This window comes from Dapis hubbardiae BLCC-M172 (assembly GCF_050016015.1).
In the GTDB taxonomy this organism is placed as follows: Bacteria; Cyanobacteriota; Cyanobacteriia; order Cyanobacteriales; family Microcoleaceae; genus Trichodesmium.
The window spans coordinates 1-20,986 of record NZ_JBNHEQ010000083.1; the positions used below are offsets into that span (position 1 = coordinate 1).

At 34.6% G+C, this 20,986-nt stretch carries 13 protein-coding genes; 9 read left to right on the forward strand and 4 right to left on the reverse strand.

What is annotated here, in order from left to right; genetic code table 11:
• Positions 1–58: 58 nt before the first annotated feature.
• Positions 59–511, reverse strand: a complete 453-nt coding sequence (locus tag ACP6PK_RS08140) for a COP23 domain-containing protein (protein WP_426559180.1) — start codon at positions 509–511, stop codon at positions 59–61.
• A 526-nt stretch (positions 512–1,037) separates the two neighbouring features.
• Between ACP6PK_RS08140 and ACP6PK_RS08145 the strand changes: the two genes are divergently transcribed.
• The 4 genes from ACP6PK_RS08145 to ACP6PK_RS08160 all read left to right on the forward strand — a co-directional run bounded on the left by ACP6PK_RS08145 (position 1,038) and on the right by ACP6PK_RS08160 (position 7,377).
• Positions 1,038–2,081 (forward strand): Gfo/Idh/MocA family protein, encoded by a 1,044-nt coding sequence (locus ACP6PK_RS08145; RefSeq protein ID WP_143438146.1) that lies wholly within the window; start codon positions 1,038–1,040, stop codon positions 2,079–2,081.
• A gap of 1,588 nt (positions 2,082–3,669) precedes the next feature.
• The gene (locus ACP6PK_RS08150) at positions 3,670–5,583 is read left to right on the forward strand and encodes a hypothetical protein (RefSeq protein WP_426559181.1); all 1,914 of its coding nucleotides are present in this window, start codon (positions 3,670–3,672) and stop codon (positions 5,581–5,583) included.
• Positions 5,584–5,960: 377 nt separating this feature from the next.
• Positions 5,961–6,479, forward strand: a complete 519-nt coding sequence (locus tag ACP6PK_RS08155; RefSeq protein ID WP_426559182.1) for an ATP synthase subunit B family protein — start codon at positions 5,961–5,963, stop codon at positions 6,477–6,479.
• A gap of 337 nt (positions 6,480–6,816) precedes the next feature.
• Positions 6,817–7,377 (forward strand): Uma2 family endonuclease, encoded by a 561-nt coding sequence (locus ACP6PK_RS08160; protein WP_094675204.1) that lies wholly within the window; start codon positions 6,817–6,819, stop codon positions 7,375–7,377.
• Between the two features lie 1,146 nt (positions 7,378–8,523).
• On the opposite strand, the gene ACP6PK_RS08165 is transcribed toward ACP6PK_RS08160, so the two are convergent.
• The gene (locus tag ACP6PK_RS08165) at positions 8,524–9,675 is read right to left on the reverse strand and encodes a CapA family protein (protein ID WP_426559183.1); all 1,152 of its coding nucleotides are present in this window, start codon (positions 9,673–9,675) and stop codon (positions 8,524–8,526) included.
• A 449-nt stretch (positions 9,676–10,124) separates the two neighbouring features.
• Complete coding sequence (locus ACP6PK_RS08170) at positions 10,125–13,358, reverse strand: EAL domain-containing protein (RefSeq protein WP_426559184.1); 3,234 nt, start codon at positions 13,356–13,358, stop codon at positions 10,125–10,127.
• 399 nt (positions 13,359–13,757) lie between these two features.
• Here ACP6PK_RS08170 and ACP6PK_RS08175 point away from each other — a divergent pair, with 399 nt between their 5' ends.
• The 3 genes from ACP6PK_RS08175 to ACP6PK_RS08185 all read left to right on the forward strand — a co-directional run bounded on the left by ACP6PK_RS08175 (position 13,758) and on the right by ACP6PK_RS08185 (position 19,184).
• A complete protein-coding gene (locus ACP6PK_RS08175; protein WP_426559185.1) occupies positions 13,758–15,494 on the forward strand; it encodes a trypsin-like peptidase domain-containing protein in 1,737 nt (578 codons plus the stop codon).
• Between the two features lie 488 nt (positions 15,495–15,982).
• Positions 15,983–17,464 carry a DUF1800 domain-containing protein gene (locus ACP6PK_RS08180; RefSeq protein ID WP_426559186.1) on the forward strand — a complete coding sequence of 494 codons (1,482 nt, stop codon included), beginning with the start codon at positions 15,983–15,985 and terminating at the stop codon, positions 17,462–17,464.
• Positions 17,465–17,957: 493 nt separating this feature from the next.
• Positions 17,958–19,184 (forward strand): DUF1501 domain-containing protein, encoded by a 1,227-nt coding sequence (locus ACP6PK_RS08185; RefSeq protein ID WP_426559187.1) that lies wholly within the window; start codon positions 17,958–17,960, stop codon positions 19,182–19,184.
• 143 nt (positions 19,185–19,327) lie between these two features.
• Here the strand turns inward: ACP6PK_RS08185 and ACP6PK_RS08190 are convergent, their stop codons facing one another.
• Entirely contained in the window at positions 19,328–19,459 is a 132-nt protein-coding gene (locus ACP6PK_RS08190; RefSeq protein WP_426559188.1) for a hypothetical protein, read from the reverse strand.
• Between the two features lie 257 nt (positions 19,460–19,716).
• Here ACP6PK_RS08190 and ACP6PK_RS08195 point away from each other — a divergent pair, with 257 nt between their 5' ends.
• Positions 19,717–20,175, forward strand: a complete 459-nt coding sequence (locus ACP6PK_RS08195) for a hypothetical protein (protein ID WP_426559189.1) — start codon at positions 19,717–19,719, stop codon at positions 20,173–20,175.
• An 8-nt stretch (positions 20,176–20,183) separates the two neighbouring features.
• Positions 20,184–20,986: pentapeptide repeat-containing protein (locus ACP6PK_RS08200; protein ID WP_426559190.1), on the forward strand; the 803-nt coding region annotated here is incomplete at its 3' end.

The window sequence follows — 20,986 nt, forward strand, 5'->3', positions numbered from 1 at the left end:
TGGAGACCAAAGCCCTACAGTTTTTTTTCCTCTTCTTTCTTCCTTCTTCCTTCTTCCTTCAATTAATATTAATAGGTGGTAAATTTGGTTGAGGATTAACAACTCTTCTCAATAATTCTTGTTGAGCTTGTTGAGGGTTTTGACCACGAGGAACTTGATATAATAATCGACAAGAACCACCTATAGCAGCACAAATCATTGGTTGTCCGTTTTTAGATACACCTACTGTAATATTCCTATATCCACTTCGTTTTTGAGTAGATAAAATACCAGATACTCTGGTACATCTAGTAAGAGCATCTTCTCCTGATTGAGCAAAATAATTATTAGCACCCCAGAGAATAATTGGAATATTCTTGCCTTGTTTATTAGCAATTGTAGCTGGAGTTGCGCCAATTCTACCACAGAAAAAATTAGGAGTCTGAGCCTTAGCAGAAAGATTACCGATAGAGAGATTTAAAAATCCAATTACCGTGGCAGTAACAATAGAAGTTAATGATAAAATTTTCATGGACTATAATCTATATATAACACTACTGATATTTTATAAACTTATATATACTTCTTGAGTGCCAGTAATGGAATTTAAGAAAAAAATTTTGCAAGTATATTTGGGAATTCCTGGCAATTCTGATTCTAAATAGTTTTTGTATATTGTTCATTTCAGATTAATTAATTACTTGGCTTACTTATATTCCCTCTGCAATTTATTATCTACCTTAACTTCGGTTCAGGATGACCTGAAAATATTTTTGTTAGCTTATCAAATTTATACTCTTAGCTCTTGCCCAACAAATATAGTGACTGGCCGTGATTGCTGTAAATTATAATTTTAATCTGGCTTGATTTATTTTTAAAGGAATATTTTACTTACTTAAGCTATAATTACTCAATTATTAAGTTAAATTGGGCAAAAATTATGTATAAATAAAATCATAAAAATACTTAAGAGTGGACTTAAAAAAAAAGACTTGACAAAAGTTATAACTTTTGTTACAAAAATGTTAAAAACTTATATAGTAAGAGGATTTTAGATTGTGAAAGTAGCCATTGTTGGTTTTGGATTCAGTGCCGAAAAAGGTCATATTCCAGCCTATAGAGAGCGTTCTGATATTCATGTCACAGCAGTAGTAGATCCTGTAACAGCGAGACGTGCAGCAGCACTACGGCAATATCAAAACATCCGAGTTTATGAGACATTCGATGACTTACTAGAGGAATACTCTGATGAAATAGATATAATTGATATTTGCTTGCCTAATGCTTTTCATATGGAAAATGTTAAACGAGCATTAGCAGCAGATAAGCACGTCTTATGTGAGAAACCATTAGTTTTAAATAAAGCTGAATATTATGAATTAGTAGAAATAGCAAATCAACAAAAACGTATTTTATATCCATGTCATAATTATAAATTTGCTCCGGCAATAGTTCATGCTGCTTACTTAATTAATTCGGGTGAAATAGGGCAACCTTTATTTGCATCTTTTAACATATTTGGTGCAGGTTTTCAAAGTGGCGTACCTCAGTGGCAACCAGACTGGCGAAAAAATAAAGAACTCTCTGGTGGAGGTATTATGATTGACCATGGTTTAGATGCAATTTCTGTTGCTCAAACTCTATTTGGTGGTTCTCCCCAACGCATATCTGCTCATACTAGAAGTCTCAATCAAGCAGAAAGTCAACTAGAAGATTTAGCTGTTTTTTGTTTAGATTGGGATGGCAAATTAATTAATATTAGTTTAAGCTCTTTAGGTTCAATACCAAAAGCTTATTACAGAATTCAGGGCACAGAAGGAGAAATTAGCATCGAGAATAATGATATATTTTTGAGTGTTAAAGATCAACCAGTTCAACATATTTTTGTACCTACATATTTTGACGATCCTGGTCATGCAAATTGGTTTAATGGAGTGATTGATAATTTACTAGATTGTATTAAGACTGGAAATACTGAACCATTCCCATTAATGGAAGCTGGTTTAGTTCTAGATATAGTTGAAAAAGCAAATTATTCTAGTAATAATGGAGGTAGTTGGATGGGATTAGAATTTACTGCTAAGTCATTACAAATGGTCTAGTTAATTTCTAACTAGGTGCTAGAACTAGGTATGGGATAAAACCTCTTAATTCTTTTTTTATCGCCAATTTATAAACCTAGTTCTAGGCACTTTTTGGAATCTATAGTTCTTTCCTACAGATTGCTGACAAAAAGAGGAAATCAAAAGCAGATTAGATAATACTCACTAGCAGAAACTTTGCTATACTTAGATTTTATGGGTAGTCCTAAATATTTCATTAATTGATAATTACTTCTGGTTAAAACCGAGAGGATTGAATATCAGGAAATATCATTTCTTTTTTTCCCCTATCCAAGGGGAGGCTTTAAACCAGAATTATTAATTATTAATTATTAATAATTGGGTAAGGATATTAGTTGCTACATCCCTTTAATTGTCAGAAGGTAGACTAGAAAAATCATTACTTGTTTACCACTACCGATTTTATGTTTCTAATTTAAACTTCGCAGTACATTTGCCAGATATCTATATAAGCTGAATCAAGTAAAAGTCACCCTAAAAATTATTTTTTGTACTTTTTCCTAAATACAGAAATTGCCAAAAAATTAAGGTATAAAGCCTCTCCATTCATGGAGAAAAAAGCGGTCGTTTCGGCTAAGAGCCGACATGAAAAGCGGAGCTTCCCGTAGGGTGGGATGGCGTTAGCGGAGCGGCTCTGCAAGAGCGGGTTTCCTGCTCTTAACAGAGCCGCGAACGCTTTTCATGTCGCGCAGCGAAACGCCATATCCAATCGACCAAGAGAAGAAAAAAATCCTTTGACCAAATCCTCCTCTTTATTAAGAAGAGGTAATTATTAATTATTAAACAAAGGGAACCCACAAATATAAATCTGGTTTTTTCCTAGATATTTATTCTTCAAACCAAGGATTTATCATATAGCAATCCTAAATAGGTCGTAACAAATCAAAAAGTAAATAAAAAAAATGAAACTTCCACCTGTTTGTTGCCTAAAAAGCAGTAAGATTTTTGAAAGGAATAAAATTAGGATTGCTATAGAAACCATATTTTGCATAGATAAATCCTATAATATTAATACCTCTATAATATCCGTTGAGTTAAGTTGAGTAGAACAGATTTTTTTTACTTAGATAATTTAGTCTAAGATTTAATTATTAGTTTGTCGGTTTTGCTGTACTTTCTAATATTTATTTATGCCTCAGTTATAAATCCTAAAACAACCTTTAAACCAAGTGCAAAATTCAATAATTGAATCAGGTATAGTAATCCTAAATAGGTTGCGGGTAATCAAAAAGTAAATAAAAAACATGAAACTCCCACCTGTTTCTTGTTCCCTAAAAGCGTTCATTAATGGATAATGGATAATTGATAATTGATAATTACCTCTCCCTAAAAGGGAGAGGATTGACACAAAGGGGGAAAAGATTTATTTTTTTTCCCTTGAAAGGGGAGGCTTAAAGGCGTAAATTATCTAATTATTTAATTCCTTAATTATTAATTATTTCGGTAAGATTTTTATACACAAATAAAATAGGATTGCTATATATCTCCCCTATCTGCCTTCTGAATATTTGATCATCTCAATTAGGGGTTCAGCAGTGGGAAATTTTGCAGTCAAAACTACATAACTATGTTATCCCAAAAATCTCCTAAATCTCACCGTTCACGTTTATTATTCTTATGTGAACGAATTATGGCATTACTAATTCTTGCCAACGTAATTGTAGTAATATTCGATGTTACCTATATACAATTTCGTGATTGGTATCTGAAGGCAGATTTATACTTACAAAAACTTTCTGAGACTCCCCAAGAAAAATATCTGCAAAAAGTAGATGAGCTACAAGAAGAATTAGAGAAAAAGGGTTTAAAGTCATCAAATATAGAAAATTTATTAGAAGATTTACGCCTTAGTAGTGTACAACTTTTTATTAATCGCCCTCCATTTCGAGTCATAGATGACTATGGTGCTTTAGAGAAAATTCAGCAAAGATTTACTACTCATCTCGGCAAAGAAAATTTTTCACAAGCAGTACAAGTATTCTGGCAAAAAGATTATTTAGAAGCACAAGGTTGGCAAAGTCAGTTAGACTTTTTCAATAAACAAATTCGCCCTTTACTGTTATTATATGAACCTCAAATATGGTATGATTTAATTAAAGGAATAGAGCCATTCCGAGATTCACAAGATTATCTAATCACAGTTAATAAACTGAGAATACTCCTCGAAAAAAAAGGTATAGAAGCAGCAGAAATAGAACCTTTACTGAAAAATTTGCGCGATAGTAGTACGGAATTAATTGATAGAGATTATTATTTTCAGGTAGTTAATCAAACTATAGTTTTAACTCAAATTAAATATGGGATGAAGGAACATATTTATAGCCAGATTCCAGATAGTAATGTCACTTTAACTCCCACCCTTCAATTTTTAGAATCATTAAACCTACTCCAATATTTAGCACCAGATATTTTGTGGGCAGATAAATCATCAAAACGAGCATTTAATATATTTTGGAGTCGTCAACATCTCGAAACATTTACATGGGAAAAAGAGTTAGATTTTTTTGATGGAAATATTCGGTTTTTAATGCAGTCATTTTACTTCCGTAATTTAGATACAAATGGAAAATTTGTCGATAGATTTTGGCTGGTAGATTTGCCTTGGATGGCTATATTTTGGATGGAGTTTATTGTACGGATTATAGTAATTAGTCGTCGTCCTAATATAAGTTTTTTGGATGCCATTAAACAGCGTTGGTATGATATTTTTTTACTACAACTTTGGATACCAGAACTGCGGATAATTACTGTTTTTATTCGTTTACATAAAGTTCAATTACCAAATATGACTCAGTTAAATACTTCTATGCGGTTCAAATTAATTGGTATTTTTGGTAAGGAGATAATTGAAGTTGTACTTGGTGGAGGTATCGATCTGCTTCAGAATAAGATTAGCAAAGGTTCTCTAAAAAAAGCTATTTTTGAATCAAAAAGTAAGTCAGAGAAAGTTGATGTAGAGACAAATGATTCTGGAAAAATTCAGGAAATTATTAACCGTGTACTAGAAGTAACTGCTTGTAAAGTTCTCCCAGAGATTCATGCAGATATTGAAGATTTTTTGCATTATCAAGTTGAAAAATCTATGCAGCAATTATCTATATATAGGCGTTTACAAAAAATACCTTTTTTACGTCGCTTACCAGATCAAATTGCTAATAATTTAGTCGTACAAATATCAAGGACAATTTCTACTTCTCCGCAAAAAGCTTATCAAACACCACCAGATGCGGTAAGTATCAAACTTAGACAAGAGTTAATACAACATTTTAGTAGTAAATTAGTATCAGAATTGCAGGAAAAACAAACTTTTGATGAAATAGAAATTTTAATTATTGATTGGCTTGAACAAGTTAAAAATAATTATGTTAAACCATCAAATCAACCTACTTTAAAATCCTCTGACATAACTATTCCTAAAGTTATACCTACAACAGTAATTGAGTTAAAAGCTGAAAATGAAAGTAAAAAGGATGATTTATAGATAGAGTAGGTTGGGTTGAGGAACGTTTTCGGCTAAGAGCCGACATTAAACGCTACGCGACATGGAAAGCGGAGCATTCCCTATACGAAAAAGCGCAGCTTATCCGTAGGATAAACCCAACACTATAACCCACCGAAATTATAACAAAAACAACAATTGATTTATAAGCTGAAAAAAGTTACAATTAATATTATGTCCGGTTGAATAGTTATAATTAAAGCTTGTAGTAAAGCTCTAGACAGAACTGTAGATAAGGCTAGAGCTTTACTACAAACAAAAACTTTTTTGATTGTTAATTATTCGGACATAATATAATAGAGAATTAAAAGACAAAAGCTATGGATTAAATTTAGCTGGAGGTACAAATAGTGGATTTTATGAGAAAAATTGAATTAGGGGGGTTAGTCACACTATTAACTGGAATTGTAACTTTGGCTTTCTTTTTTGGTCAACTAAATGCACAAATTAAAAGCCTTAAGCCTGAGCAAATACAGAAAGCACAGGAAGAAGCTCTGGAAGCAATAAAGGAAGCTAAAGAGAAAAATTCTCTGAAAGCTATTGAAAATGTTAGAACAATTGTTACAAAGTCTGATGCTGATAAATATTGCTCATCTGTACCTGGAGCATTAGCTGCTCATGTACCACCTTCCTATCTTGGTAAGACTGGAAAAGAGATTTGTGCTGCCAATAATAAAGAACAGAAAGATTGTTCTGAGGTGCCCGTTGTTTTAGTATCAAATAACAATATTCACGGCAGAGACATACCTAATGATATGAGTTGTAATGAACCTGTTAAATATGCGTGGCCGTGGGGCAAACCGTATACATATCCGAATACACTTCCTAGTGAGTGGGGTCACGGAAATACTTGGGTTGTATGCTGTTTCAAAAGCTAATTACCAAGTTAGTCAAGTAGTGGAGTGGCACATCTAAAAATGGTGCGTTACGACGGATTGCTGAATCTCTTTCATCGTCTGAATTTAGGCCGTCTAACGCACCCTACAATTTTGTACTAAATTAGCTGTTTTAGTCCATTAGGGTGTGTTTAGCGTTCCGCACAACTTTCCTATCGGAATGCTACGCAAACGTTAACGCTGCGCGACATGTTTGCGGAGCATTCCCTATACGAAAAAGCGCAGCGTAACGCACCAAAATATTTGGAAGAAGCAGTGCGTTAAATTTCATTAACGCATCCTACTCTAGGGATTAATTATCAATTATCAATTATCTATCATGTCACTCGAATTGGTGAAACGACAATTTAATGTCAAAGAATACAACGAAATGCCTCAAGTTGGTATCCTCAAAGAAAACGAGCGCTTAGAGTTAATTCGAGGAGAAATTTTCCAAATGTCCCCTGTAGGCCGCCACCATTCCGCTTGCGTAAATCGTTTAAATCAACTATTTTCTCAAAGGTTAGGCGATCGCGTTTTAGTAAGTGTTCAAAACCCAGTTGAATTAGATGATTATTCCGAACCACAACCGGATATAGCTTTGTTGGCACCGAAAGCAGATTTTTACGAATCTGGACATCCTCAACCTACAGACATATTCCTCATAGTGGAAGTGGCAGATACTACTGTTAAATTAGATCGGGAAGTCAAAATTCCTCTCTATGGCGAAGATAATATTATTGAAGTTTGGTTGGTAGATATTAACAACCAATGTGTGGAAGTATATAGACAACCTATTGCGAGTGGTTATGAACAAGTGCAAAAATTACAGCGGGGTCAAAATTTATCTCTTCAAAGGTTTCCAAGTATTAATATTCAAGTGGATGAAATATTAGGATGAGATTTTTGCATTTCATTCTAGGAAGCGATCGCATAGCCAGTAGTGGATTGACACAGCTAAAATGGTGCAATAGTAGGGGCGGGTTTTAACTAGAAATTTAATGCTTACTCTAAGATTTATAGAACCCCTGAAGGTATCTATTTAAAATTATAGATTGAGAATAGGGGAGTAGGGGAGTAGGGGAGTAGGGGAGTAGGGGAGAGATGGGGTGTATTATATCAATTACCATGCATTAATGCTATACTTCAGCTTGACTTCAGAAGTGAAATAGTTACCAAGATTCAAAGTCTTTTTTTGACAATTATTAGTTGGTTAGTATAGGTTTTTCTTACTTTTAACGACTCCCCCAACCTCCCACACTTCTGCACCCAATCATATATAGCATTCTTTTTGAGAAATGGTATTAGATATCTGCCACTCATCCAATCATCAAATCAATTATTACCAATTTTTTATCAATTAATTCTCCCTCTAATATCAAATCCGTTTAATTCGGTATAAAAAAAATTTCATCTTTATCAAGCGAGCAAATTTTTCTAAATTCTCTTCCCTCCTGACTCCGTACGGACGTTGCTTGAGCATTAATGCGTTTCATGTCGCGCAGCGTTAACGAAGTTGTGCGGAACGCTAAACGTCCCTACCTCCTGACTCCTAGATTAACTATCTAATTACACCGATGCTACCGGATTTGATATAACCTATTTTCTGGAGATACTCTTAGGGCTTCTATATAAACCCGCCCTGATGCACAACACCAATTATAGCAATGAGCGCTCAGGTATTTACAAAGCCCAGCTCAAAGTGTCTTCTAGAAAAGGTGTACTAAAAAATAATGTGTAAATATGCCAGCGCACATTGCTATAGTTGTGTCAGTCTACTAGGATGCGTTTTGTTTCGCACAACTCCGTTAGCGCTACGCGACATGAATGTTCAGCATTCCGCAACAAAGTGTAACGCACCGAAATATTAGACATCTCGACAAATCATATCAAATCCGCTTACTTCCGAGTGTTATAAGAAACCGGGTTTATGGGAGGTAGATGTTAGTGTAGTGGGATATTTAATCAACCCGGTTTCTCTGCTTTTTTATACCGATACTACCGGATTTGATATCAAAAGTAAAATCAATTCTTATACATCAATTCCCTATTCTCTTTTCCCTGCTATATGACTATTCATTTGAGTTAAATATTTCTCCAATAACAAATAATCCTTAGATTTAAGTAAACGGTCATTTTTATTAGTAACAACCTCCTCTAAAGACAAAACCCGAAAGTTTAATTTCCCATTTTTCCGATAACGATGTACCCATGTCGGTAAAGCTTCTACAGCAGAAATATTAATCGTTTCTTCTGGAAAACTTTTCTGAATATTAACTTGGAAAATCACTCCTAAATCAGTATATTTTCTAGTTTGATTAGAAATAAAATTCCCCATAGAATAAATCGCAACAGCCTGACGAATTCCCCCATTTTCTTCAGCAATTCTAAATATTTTATAAGGTTGAACTACATGAGGATGACTACCCAAAATAATATCCGCTCCCCCATTAACCAAATTTTTCACTAACTGTTTTTGTTGAGTATTAGGTAGACGTTGATATTCTGCACCAAAATGTAGAGAAACTGTAACAATATCTGCCCCTTGTTGTCTTGCTTTACTAATATCTTGAATAATTTTTTGTTCATCAATTAAATTTACTAGATAATCTTTCCCTTTAGGAATAGGAATACCATTAGTGCCGTAAGTGTAAGCCAAAAAAGCCATCAAAATTTCATTTTTTTCTACCATTAAAATGTCTTGAGATTCCGCTAAAGAAGCTGCCGTCCCCACTGGATAAATATCGCGTTCGCGCAGATTTTCTAAAGTTTTCAAGACACCTTTTTCTCGTCTATCTAAAGAATGATTATTCGCAGTAGTTAAAATATTAAAACCTGCCCATTTAATAGCATCAGCTAATGTTGCTGGAGCATTAAATAAAGGATATCCTGTATATCCAGATTTAGATCCTGCTAAAGTTGTTTCTAGATTACCAATTACCCAATCACCAGCAGACAAAATATCCTTTACTTCTGTAAAAAAACTCTTATAAGAATAACTCTTATTTTTAGAATTATAACCAGATTTAATTTGCATACCGTGCATCATAATATCTCCAACCGCAATTAATTTTGCCTCCGTAAAATAAGGAGTTGGTAGAGGTAATTGGATTGACTCTACAGGCAAAATTTCTGGTGTTTTTTCTGCTTTACTTTCAGGAGATATATTACAACCATAAATAAATACTATTCCACTCAAAAAAATGAATTTTAAGACAGGCAATAGGGAGTATGAAATAGGGAATAGGGGGAATATACTATTATTTTTCACTATATATATTAGTTGCTCAACAGGTTTCTTGATACTTAATTTATAAACATTATCTTATTCAATAGTTTTAATTTTATCAAAAAAAGACATTATTTATCAAAAGAATTTGACTCCCTACTCCCTACTCCCTATTTCGTAAGCATTTCCTGCGGAATGCTGCGCAAACAGCCGTCAGTTTTCAGCTATTAGCTTTAGAGGATAAATTTAATAAATAATATTAAATCCAGTAGTATTGGTAAAATTCAATATTGTAGGGGTTTGGTCTCCAAACCTCACTAAAGCAGGAGTTTTTGTTAATATTGATTTTATTCTACAAAGGCAAATTTTATATTAATAGCTGATAGCTGATAGCTAATAGCTGAATGCTTACCCTATTTCTAATTAGAATTATTATTTATCCTAGCAACTAAATCTGTTGCTGCTACCATATCTAGGGGTTTAGAAAATAAATAACCCTGACCATATTCACACCTTAAAGCTTGAAGTTGAAGCACTTGCTCTGAAGTTTCTACCCCCTCAGCAACAACATCGATACCTAAATTGTGAGACAAAGTAATAATTGAACGGATAATTTCTGTTGGCTCAATTGACCCTTCACTTACCATATTAACAAGACCTATTCTATTCACAAAAGAACGGTCAATTTTTAAAGTATTCATGGGAAAACGGTGTAGATAACTTAAAGAAGAATATCCTGTGCCAAAATCATCAATACATAACTCAATATTACGCGCCCTTAACTGAGACATTTTTTCTGTAACAGACTCATTATTTTCAATCAAAGCACTTTCAGTAATTTCCAGTTTTAAATTACTACTATCAAGGTGAGTTTCTAAAATAATTTTGTCTATTTGCTCAATTAAATCTGCTTGAGCAAACTGCTTCACAGAAAGATTAACACTCATTTTCAAAGGAGAATTATTCGGCCATTGATTTTGCCATTGACGTAACTGGAAGCAAGCTTTTCTTAACACCCATAAACCAAGAGGTATAATTAACCCTGTTTCCTCTGCAAGAGGAATAAATTCAGCCGGAGAAATTAAACCAAGTTCTGGATGCTGCCAACGTACCAGTGCTTCAAAACCAATAATTTTATTTGTTGTGAGAGAAACAATTGGTTGATAGTTAAGCATAAACTCAAATTTATCAGCGAGTGATTGATTCTTAATATTTTTGAGAGCGCGTTGTAAATTATTCTCCAACTTTAAACGTTTGAGAATTTGAGTGTGCATAGAAGTGCAAAAAATTTGATGAGATCCTCTACCTAAATTTTTGGCAGAGTGCATAGCTATTTCTGCATCTCGCAAAATATGTTCTGCAGCTCTAATACTCGTGGAACTGGATCTAACACTTGTGGAATTCAGGGCAATACCAATACTAGCAGTAATAAATACCTCATTACCATCTAAAATAATTGGTAAAGTTAGTTGTTGGTGAATACGATTAGCAATATAGGTAGCATCGCTAACCGCTGAAATATCTTCTAGCAAAATTACAAATTCATCTGCACCAAGACGAGCAACTGTATCTCCATTACGCAATAATGATTTTAGTTGTTTGGCAATCGTAATTATCAGTTCGTCTCCAACCCGATGACCAAGACTATCATTAACAGCTTTAAATCGGTCAATATCTATAAATAGCACTGCAAACAAAAAGTTTTTTCGACGTTCAACATATTTAATTGTTTGCTCTAAACGATCCATAAACAGAGTACGGTTAGGGAGATTAGTCAGTACATCGTGGAGTGCATCATGTTTTAATTGTTCTTCAGTTTGTTTACGTTGAGTAATATCGTGACTGTTGATAATGATACCTCCCACCGCTGGATCGTGTAAAAGGTTAGTTATCACACCTTCAAGGAAACACCAATAACCCTGACGATGTTTAACTCGGTACTCAATAGGTGGTTGACTGATACCAGGGTTTTCCATTGCTTTGTTGAGATTATGAGTCATTGCGAACAAATCATCGACGTGAATGAAATCGAAGATGTTCTGACCTACAGCCTTTTCTGGTATATATCCCAAAATCCTCCTTGCTAATGGACTGACATAACTAGAAATTCCATGAGCATCAATAATCAATATCAAATCGCTGCTATTTTCAATCAGAGCGCGAAATCTCCGTTCATTCTCTAGTAGCGCTTGTTCTGCTTGTTTGCGCTCAGTAATATTACGCATAATCGCAATCATAGCTATAAGTTGTTGTTGACTAGCAATAGCAGTTGCTTCTGCTTGCTTATATTTTGTAATATCCGTATTTGTTCCCATGATCCTAAATGCTTTCCCCTGACTATCTCGAATGGCAACTCCACGACAGAAAAACCATCGGTAACTGCCATCTTTATGTTGTATCCTATGTTCCATTTCATATTTTGGTGTTAATCCTGCCAAGTAAGTATTTTTTGCTATCATCATCTGTTCTCGGTCTTCTGGATGGACTAGCTGATTCCAATCATCTATGTTGTTTGTAATTTCCCAATCTTCAAAACCGAGCATTATCTTCAACATAGAGTCTAGATAAATTTCATTAGTGTCTAAATCCCATTCCCAGATTCCTACATGACCTGCTTCAATAGCAAGTGCATAACGTTCCTGACTTTTGCGTAACTCCTGTTCTACTCGCTTGCGTTCTGCTATTTCTGTTTGTGCTTGTTGGTATAATTCTGCTTGGTGGATAGCAATAGCACAATGATCGGCAATTGATTTCAATAAAGAAAGTTCATCCTCACTCCATAGTCTTTCTCGATCGCATTGATGTAGAATAATCCCACCTAGATAAGTATCCTGATACAGCAATGGTGTAATTAAAACCGATGTTACTTCACACTGGTCAATAATATTTTTTACTTCTGGCAGTATGGTTGTATCTAGTTTACTAATTTTTACCTGTTCTCCTCTAGCTAGTGACTCAGAATAATACTGATGAACTTGATAACAGAAACATTCTTGATTTTCACATTCAACTGTTATTTTACTGAAATGGCAAAGTTTAATGTTATTCTGGCAGTCTGGTCTCACAATTAAACAACGGCTAACTTGCAACACCTCATGTAACTGCTCAATAGTTTTTTGCAGGACTTCATCAAGTAACAAAGTATTTCGCATTCCCTGGACAATGCGATTAATAATTGCTTCTTGTTGAGCTTGCTGTTCTAATTTTTTAATAGCTAGTTGTTGTTCTTTTTTTAATCTATATTCAGCGATCGCCCGCTCTAAAATAATTGGTAAAGTAAATAATCTATCTTTGAAAAGATAATTATTAACTCCAGCCCTTAAAATTGACAAAGCTTCCTTTTCTTCTAACTCGCTTGTAATTAAAATTAAAGGAATTTCTTGTCCTGATTTTTTTAGTAATCTCAGTACCTCAAAGAGGTCAAAATCAACTAAATGATAATCTGATAATATTGCATCATATACATTATCTTTGAGCAATTGTCGGTAATCTAGATCACTCTCCGCAATATCATAAGTAAACTTTATACCATCATATTTTAAGATGCGTAGGATGAGCTCTACATCTTCCATCACATCTTCCACAATTAGCAAATGTAATTCCTTGCTAGCTTCTGGCATAATTTGATGTTTTTGCTGTGTTGGCTCTACCATATAAAAGCAACTTAATAAAATTAGCTGAGTTTATCCTTGCTATTATAATCTATCTTTGATAAACACTATAGAATGAAGTCTTGCAAACATCCTTATACCAGTATTTTTGGGGAGTTAACTATGCGGAGTTATGTAAAATAATGATGGTTTTTGGCACAAGGCATAGCATTTTTTTTGCAAATCGTAAAGGTGGCAAAACTATTAGATTTTTTTGATTTATCATGATTACTTTTCTAGTACAAATCACTATAAATATGGGACTTATAGGAATATTTTTATCAGCTTAATAAAATGAACATCTATACTGATTATGTATAGAGTTTTTTCTGTTATTTATACTCAGCAAATCTGCCATTAAACATCTAAATTGAAAAATTATTACTAAAACAATAGAAAAAAATGAATTTTAAGAGAATCATTGTCATAATTATTATTAGTAACCTTTTAAGTATAAATACACATAATATAAGAAATATAATTGTTAGTATTGTCACAACTATTTCACTAATAACACCAAAAATTGCTCTGAGCGCAACAGAATCAGAAATTAACAAAATAGCTGCAGAAATTACAGTTAGAATCGATGGACAAAACAGAGGTGGTTCAGGAGTAATTGTGGAAAAACAAGGCAACACATATTATATACTCACCAACTGGCACGTTGTCAATAAGGTAGGAGACTATCAAGTACGCACACCTGATGGGGAAATGCACCCAGTGTACTATACCCTGATTAAACAAGTGCCAAATGTAGACTTAGCGATCGTACCATTTAGCAGTTCTCAAAACTACCCCATTGCCGAAACAGGAGACCCAACTCAGTTAGTTCCGGGAACAAACGTATTTGTCGGAGGATGGCCTCGTTCTGGCAGCAACCTGCAGCAACGAATTTTTCTGAGTACCGCAGGAGTAGTAACAGGTCGTCAACAACCTGTCGCTGGGTATAGTTTACTCTACAATAATTTAGTCAGAGCGGGTATGAGCGGCGGACCGGTACTAAATGAAGAAGGTCGCTTAGTAGCTATTAACGGTATTGTTAAATTGCAAGAAAACTCTGATGTTATTGTCTCAGGAGGTATTGAAATTAATACTTTTTGGAACTGGCGACAGCAGGTTTCATTGCCAACAGTTTCTCAACAACCTCAAACTATTCAAACCTCACCAACTCCAACAGAAACAACAAATTCTGTTCCTACACCCATACCCACACAAGAAAATACCACGGAAACTGCTGTCAACTTTACTCTGGCAAAAGCAATTACAGATGAAATTAGTGGCATAGTTAATTCTATAGTTGCTCTAAATAATTACATAGTTATGGGTAGCAGTAACGGTATGATTTCAGTGTGGGATATTAATAATGGGGAAATTATAGCTACTTGGAAAGCGCATCCAGAGTCAGTTAACTCAGTCGCCGTGACTTCTGATGAACAATTCGTCATTACTGGAAGTGATGATAAAACTATCAAAATATGGAAACTGCCCAAAAATAAAAATATCACTGATATTACCCTGGTGCGAACTCTTACAGGACATACTGATGTGGTAGATGGAGTAGCGATCGCTCCCAACGGTCAAATTTTAGCAAGTGGCAGTTGGGATGGAACCATCAAAATTTGGAATTTAGGTAGTGGGGAGTTGCTCCAAACCTTAGAAGGACATTCTGAAATAGTCAATGCGATCGCCATTAGTCCAGATGGGAAATTTTTAGCTAGTGGTAGTAAGGATAATATGATTAAATTGTGGAACTTACAAACAGGTCAACTGGTTCGTACTATCAATACTAATTCCTTATCAATTTTATCTGTAGTTTTCAGTCCTGATAGTCAGATATTAGCTAGTAGTAGTAGTGATGGGATGATTAATATTTGGAACTTACAGACAGGTAAATTAATCCATAGTTTAAAAGAACATATAGATGGAGTTTGGTCAATAGTTATTAGTCCTAATGGCAAAACTTTAATTAGTGGTAGTTGGGATAAAACAATAAAATTTTGGGAACTAAGTACAGGTAAATTAAAAGGCAGTTTAAGCGGACATAATAGTTATATTAGTGTAGTAGCAATTAGTCCTAATGGGCAAACAATAGTTAGTGGTGGTTGGGACCGGAAGATTAATATTTGGAAAGTTCCTTAAAGTTTTTGTTTGTAGTTGGGCTTGAGCAACTTCTATAGTTAGGGCTAGAGCTTTACTACGAGCTTCTAATTATAACTATTCAACCCGACATGATATTAATTGTTAATTGTTAATTAATCAGATTTTTGGAATTAAATCCTAATATAAAATCCGGTTGAACAATTGTCATTGCGACGATAGGAAGCAATCTCAGAGATGCGCAGAGATTGCTTCCTTCCATGGAGTGTAAGTCGCTGCGGACTTAGATATAGTAATTATCCGGATTTTATATAACTTAAGGAAGATAGAATAATTCCTGATTTTTGTAGACAAATCTTGTTGTGGTCAAATTAAAATATTAGAGTTATAATTTTTTTGTAAAGAGTATTAAGTTCATAACCATGCCTTAATTACAAATCCTATTGATTCCCTGTTGCCTGTTCCCTATTCCCTATTCCCTATTCCCTATTCCCTTTAAAAACATTAAAGTATTTCAGGAGAAATAATTAATGAAAAAAGCCTCTAGGTACTGGATTATATCTTTGCTATTAGGCTTAATTATTTTATTAGGTTTACCAAGCCCTAGCTATGCTGATAGTCAATCTATTACTACTAAAACAATCCATGTTTTAAATCGTCTTAGTTTTGGTCCTAGACCAGGAGATATAGAACGAGTTAAATCTATCGGAATTAATAATTATATTCAATCTCAACTGAGACCAGAAACTATTAGAGAACCTCAACAATTAACCAATGAACTATCAAAATTAAAGACCTTAAATCTAAACCCTGTTGAACTTTTTAATGAGTACGGCCCCCTACCTCCCAGGAAACAAAAACAACTAACTCAAAAACAGAAACAAGCCAGAAATAAGCGAATGAGAATAATTTTTAACCAAGCTATAAAATCCAACTTACTTAGAGCAATATCTAGTAATAGACAACTGCAAGAAGTAATGATTAACTTTTGGTTCAATCACTTTAATATTTCTGTTACTAAAGGGCGACCAATTAGGCTTTGGATAGGAACTTATGAACGAGATGCAATTCGACCTTATGCACTTGGTAATTTTCGGGATTTATTAAGTGCGACAGCCCATCATCCAGCTATGTTATTCTATTTAGATAATTGGCTCAATACTGCTCCTGGCAGTCCAGGTGTTCGTGGTCCTTTGAAAGGCTTAAATGAAAACTATGCCCGCGAACTTATGGAACTTCATACTATGGGAGTAAATGGTGGTTATAAACAAGAAGATATAATTACTTTAGCAAGGATTTTTACAGGTTGGGGAATACAACGTCGCAGTGGAGACGGAAGTGGATTTAAGTTTGATGCAAACCGTCATGATAATAGTGACAAAATCTTCTTAGGAATACCCATTAAAGGTGGTGGAATAGAAGAAGGAGAAAAAGCCTTAGATATTCTTGCAAATCATCCCTCTACCGCCCGTTTTATTAGTTATAAATTAGCTCAATATTTCGTTGCCGATACACCTCCTGGCAGCTTAGTCAATAAACTAGCTAAAAGTTTTCAAGAAACTAATGGCAACATTCGTTATGTGTTAGAAACTTTATTTAAAAGTCCTGAATTTTGGAATGAAAAATATTATTGGAGCAAATTTAAAACCCCTTATCAATATATTACTTCTGCAGCTAGAGCAACGGCTACTGACAAACCTAAATTTGGTAGAATTAATGGAATGTTATCCCAATTAGGGATGCCTCTTTATCACTGTGCTACTCCTGATGGTTATAAAAATACTAAAGAAGCTTGGTTAAATTCTGATGCCATGATGCGTCGAACTAGCTTTGCGACAATTATATCTCGTGGTCAGTTAAACCAAGGAAAACCAATACCTATAAATCATCAGCAACTTAAGGTAACTTTAGGAAATAATTTTTCTGCCCAAACTCAAGCTGTAATTAGTAATAGTCCAGATAATTTACAAGCAGCTTTAATTTTAGGTAGTCCAGAAATGATGGAAAGATAAATTAATGGATAATTGATAATGGATAATGGATAATTGATAATTGATAATGGATAATTGATAATGAAAGAGTTTTTTAAACCTATAATTTTCATTTTAAACGGCTTTGTTGTATGAAAGTATATAGCTGCCACACTTGCTTGTGCATATGTACAATAATGATGTGCGGAAACTGCTGTAACTATTGTCCAATAGATGAATAGAACATCCACATTGATGTGAAAAAAGACTGAAACTATTGCCTGTAAAGGCTTTGAGCTTTAATTTGCCAGCCCTAACTATTGTACAATAGATGAATAGAAGATCAATAATTGCGAAAGAGAGCGATATAGCTGCGGAATGGATGTTCTATCGCTACCTTCATGCAACAAACCCAATTTAAACTGTAACTCATGGGAGGTACTAATAACTGTTAACGCAGTTCCTCTGCAAGAGGCTAACTGTTAACGCAGTTCCGACCATAGGAGGCTAACTGATAACTGATTTAGGAGACAACATGAAAAGACGTAATTTTTTACAATTAACAAGTTTATTATCAGCTTCAGGAATTATCTCTGTTGGTAGTCATGGTTGGGTAGCAAAAGGATTAGCTCAAACCAATAATCGTAAAAGATTAATAGTTGTTTTTCTCCGAGGCGGAGTCGATGGATTAAATGTTGTTATTCCCCACCAAGAAGACGTTTATTATGATGTACGACCAAAAATAGCAATTCCCGCCCCAGGAGAACAAAACGGAGCTATAAATTTAGATGGTCAATTTGGTTTACATCCCGCTCTGGCAAGTATCATGCCTCTCTGGCAAAATCGCAGTTTAGCTTTTATTCATGCCTGCGGTTTAAACAACGATACTCGCTCCCATTTTGATGCTCAATATTATATGGAAACAGGCATTCCAGGTAATAAAAAAATTCCTGATGGATGGATGAACCGCTTGTTAGCAAATCTCCCCAAAGATAGACCTACTCAAGCAGTTAACTTAGGAGATACACCACCGCGCATTCTCATGGGTGAAATGCCAGTCGCGAGTCTTGCCAAAGGTAGAAAGTCAACCCGCGCTCTACCAATAGATCGCCCCAAAATCTATGGAGCATTCGATCAGCTTTATAGCGGTAATGATGAACTGAGTAGAGTTTACCAAGAGGGTCGTCAAGCAAGAGACTTATTATTAGCTGACCTGGAGAAAGAAATGGAAGAAGCTTCTGGAGGAGCGCCACCACCAACAGGTTTTGCTGGGGATGCCAAAAATTTAGCTCAAATAATGGTTGGTGACTCCAGAACTCAGTTAGGGTTTCTTGCTGTCGGTAATTGGGATACCCACGTTAACCAAGGCAACAGTCAAGGTCTGTTAGCAAGAAGATTAAAACCTTTGGGAGAAGGTTTAGTTACTTTAGTTCAAGAATTGGGTTCGCTTTACTCAGATACCACGATTTTAGTAATGTCAGAATTTGGTCGCACAGTTAAAGAAAATGGTAATGGTGGTACCGATCATGGTCATGGTAATGTGATGTGGGTATTAGGGGGTGGCGTGCGTGGGGGTCAGGTTTACGGACAATGGCCTGGTTTAGATGAATCAGAGTTGTTCCAAGGACGTGATTTGGCAGTGACAACAGATTTTCGGAATGTGATTTCTAGTGTTTTACAACAGCATCTTGGTATGGAGCGATCGCAAATAGCACGGGTGTTTCCTGGTTATTCGTTTGATGGGGGTTTAGGTTTATTGTAACGAACCCAGAAACCCGGTTTCTTGAAGAAACCGGGTTTCTTTAATTCCATTCATTTTTAACCGCATCCCAATCTAACCATTTTGCTTTTTGGGGGTTGCCACCAGCATTTTTTAATTCTTTCATCGCTTCAGATACAATAGTTTTATATTCCGTATTTTCGTTCCAATTGATAATAGTTTCCCCAAGCAGTAATGCTCAATTGCACTGCTGTTTTATTGCCTTGAGAATATACTAAAAATCTCACATATTTTAAGGTTTCTTGCAAATCGGTCATGGTTTTACCATCCTTTTTTTGAAATGCTTTTTCTCAATTATATATAGTGGTAAGTCAAAAGTTAAAAGTATTGCTCTTTATTTCTCATAAATCATTCCTGATGGCTATCTTTTTATTCTGATATTACTAACAGGACTTACGCAGAGCAAGCATATCTGATAGGGGTTAACTGCCATCTACCCCTACAGGTGGTGTATATTTTTATATTTTGTGTAAGTCCTCGTTAATCACAACAAAAAATTTTAGAGGTAAATTCTATGACTAATAATGAAGATAATCAAACTACTATTACTAAAGACAATTATATTGTAGGCAACCTTAATATTCAAGGTAGCGACAATAAAAATAGTATTGAGGGTGATTATAATGTTCAAGGTAATAATAATGTTTTAGCTGGAGAACAAATAACAGCTACTGAAGTAGTTAAGATGTTGGCAGAGTTGGAAGAAAAAATTCTGAATTTTACTGCATTACCTGAAGCTGACAGAGAAAATTCTATTACGCGCTTAAAAGCAGCTAAAGTAGAAGCAAAAGAGTCCGATCCAGATAAAGAGTCTATTGCTAAGAGTCTTAAACGAGTGAATGAAACTTTGAATGAAGCAGGTAAGACGACTGAGGAAGTAAAAGAGTTAGTTGGAGAACTTTTTCCCACTGTTAAAAAAGTTGCTGGATATTTAGGATATGCTACTGGAAAAATTTGGATGATGTTACCTTGATATTTTTTATGAGTCAATTACCTAGTCGGTCAAATCAATATGGTCAATTTATTATGAATAAGTCAATCATTTCAGGCAATGAAATACAGGGCAAGAATAATACACAAGGTAATTATAATGGTAATGAAATACAAGGCAATGAGAATATACAAGGTAACAATAATAATGTTGATAAATCTGATGTGAAAGTTGATGTGACGGTTAATTTAGTCAAAAATAAATCTCCTATTGAAAAAACTTTAGATGGTTGTCAAGAGGAAGATGAAGAATATGAAATTAGCTATATTATTTCTGGGACGGCTAAAAGAAAAGATAAAACCACTTTGAAAGCCATTGAAAAGCATTTAAGAGGAATTTTAAATGCAGCTTCATTGACAATTTATGATATTGATGAAGGAAGTATGAAACTTTTCTTTAATGGTACTCAAGAAGATTTGGAAAAGTTAGAAAATTCTTTTAAGTCAGGGGAACTGACAGATATTTTTGATATTCCAATAGAGGATGTGAGTTTTGTTGAAGATAATAAGCAGAAGTTAGCACTTACTATTGCTGGAAATGTTTCTTATACTGATATTGCTAAATTAAAATCTGCTCTGACTGGTGTCGAGCAAAAAGAAATTTTAGTTCAGAAGATTAGAAGTAATAGAAAAGAGTTTAAAATTCTAAATCTTGCGAAAGCTGACCTCAGTGGAGCTGACCTCATTGGAGCTAACCTTAGTGGAGCTAACCTTAGTGGAGCTGACCTCATTGGAGTTAACCTCATTGGAGCTAACCTTAGTGGAGCTAACCTTAGTGGAGCTGACCTCATTGG

Bases quoted from the DNA above. Each gene is read 5' to 3' on its own strand.
- ACP6PK_RS08190 (WP_426559188.1), bottom strand. From the start codon at position 19,459: ATGACCGATTTGCAAGAAACCTTAAAATATGTGAGATTTTTAGTATAT.
- ACP6PK_RS08160 (WP_094675204.1), top strand. From the start codon at position 6,817: ATGTCACTCGAATTGGTGAAACGACAATTTAATGTCAAAGAATACAAC.
- ACP6PK_RS08175 (WP_426559185.1), top strand. From the start codon at position 13,758: ATGAATTTTAAGAGAATCATTGTCATAATTATTATTAGTAACCTTTTA.
- ACP6PK_RS08195 (WP_426559189.1), top strand. From the start codon at position 19,717: ATGACTAATAATGAAGATAATCAAACTACTATTACTAAAGACAATTAT.
- ACP6PK_RS08170 (WP_426559184.1), bottom strand. From the start codon at position 13,358: ATGGTAGAGCCAACACAGCAAAAACATCAAATTATGCCAGAAGCTAGC.
- ACP6PK_RS08155 (WP_426559182.1), top strand. From the start codon at position 5,961: ATGAGAAAAATTGAATTAGGGGGGTTAGTCACACTATTAACTGGAATT.
- ACP6PK_RS08140 (WP_426559180.1), bottom strand. From the start codon at position 511: ATGAAAATTTTATCATTAACTTCTATTGTTACTGCCACGGTAATTGGA.
- ACP6PK_RS08180 (WP_426559186.1), top strand. From the start codon at position 15,983: ATGAAAAAAGCCTCTAGGTACTGGATTATATCTTTGCTATTAGGCTTA.
- ACP6PK_RS08150 (WP_426559181.1), top strand. From the start codon at position 3,670: ATGTTATCCCAAAAATCTCCTAAATCTCACCGTTCACGTTTATTATTC.
- ACP6PK_RS08185 (WP_426559187.1), top strand. From the start codon at position 17,958: ATGAAAAGACGTAATTTTTTACAATTAACAAGTTTATTATCAGCTTCA.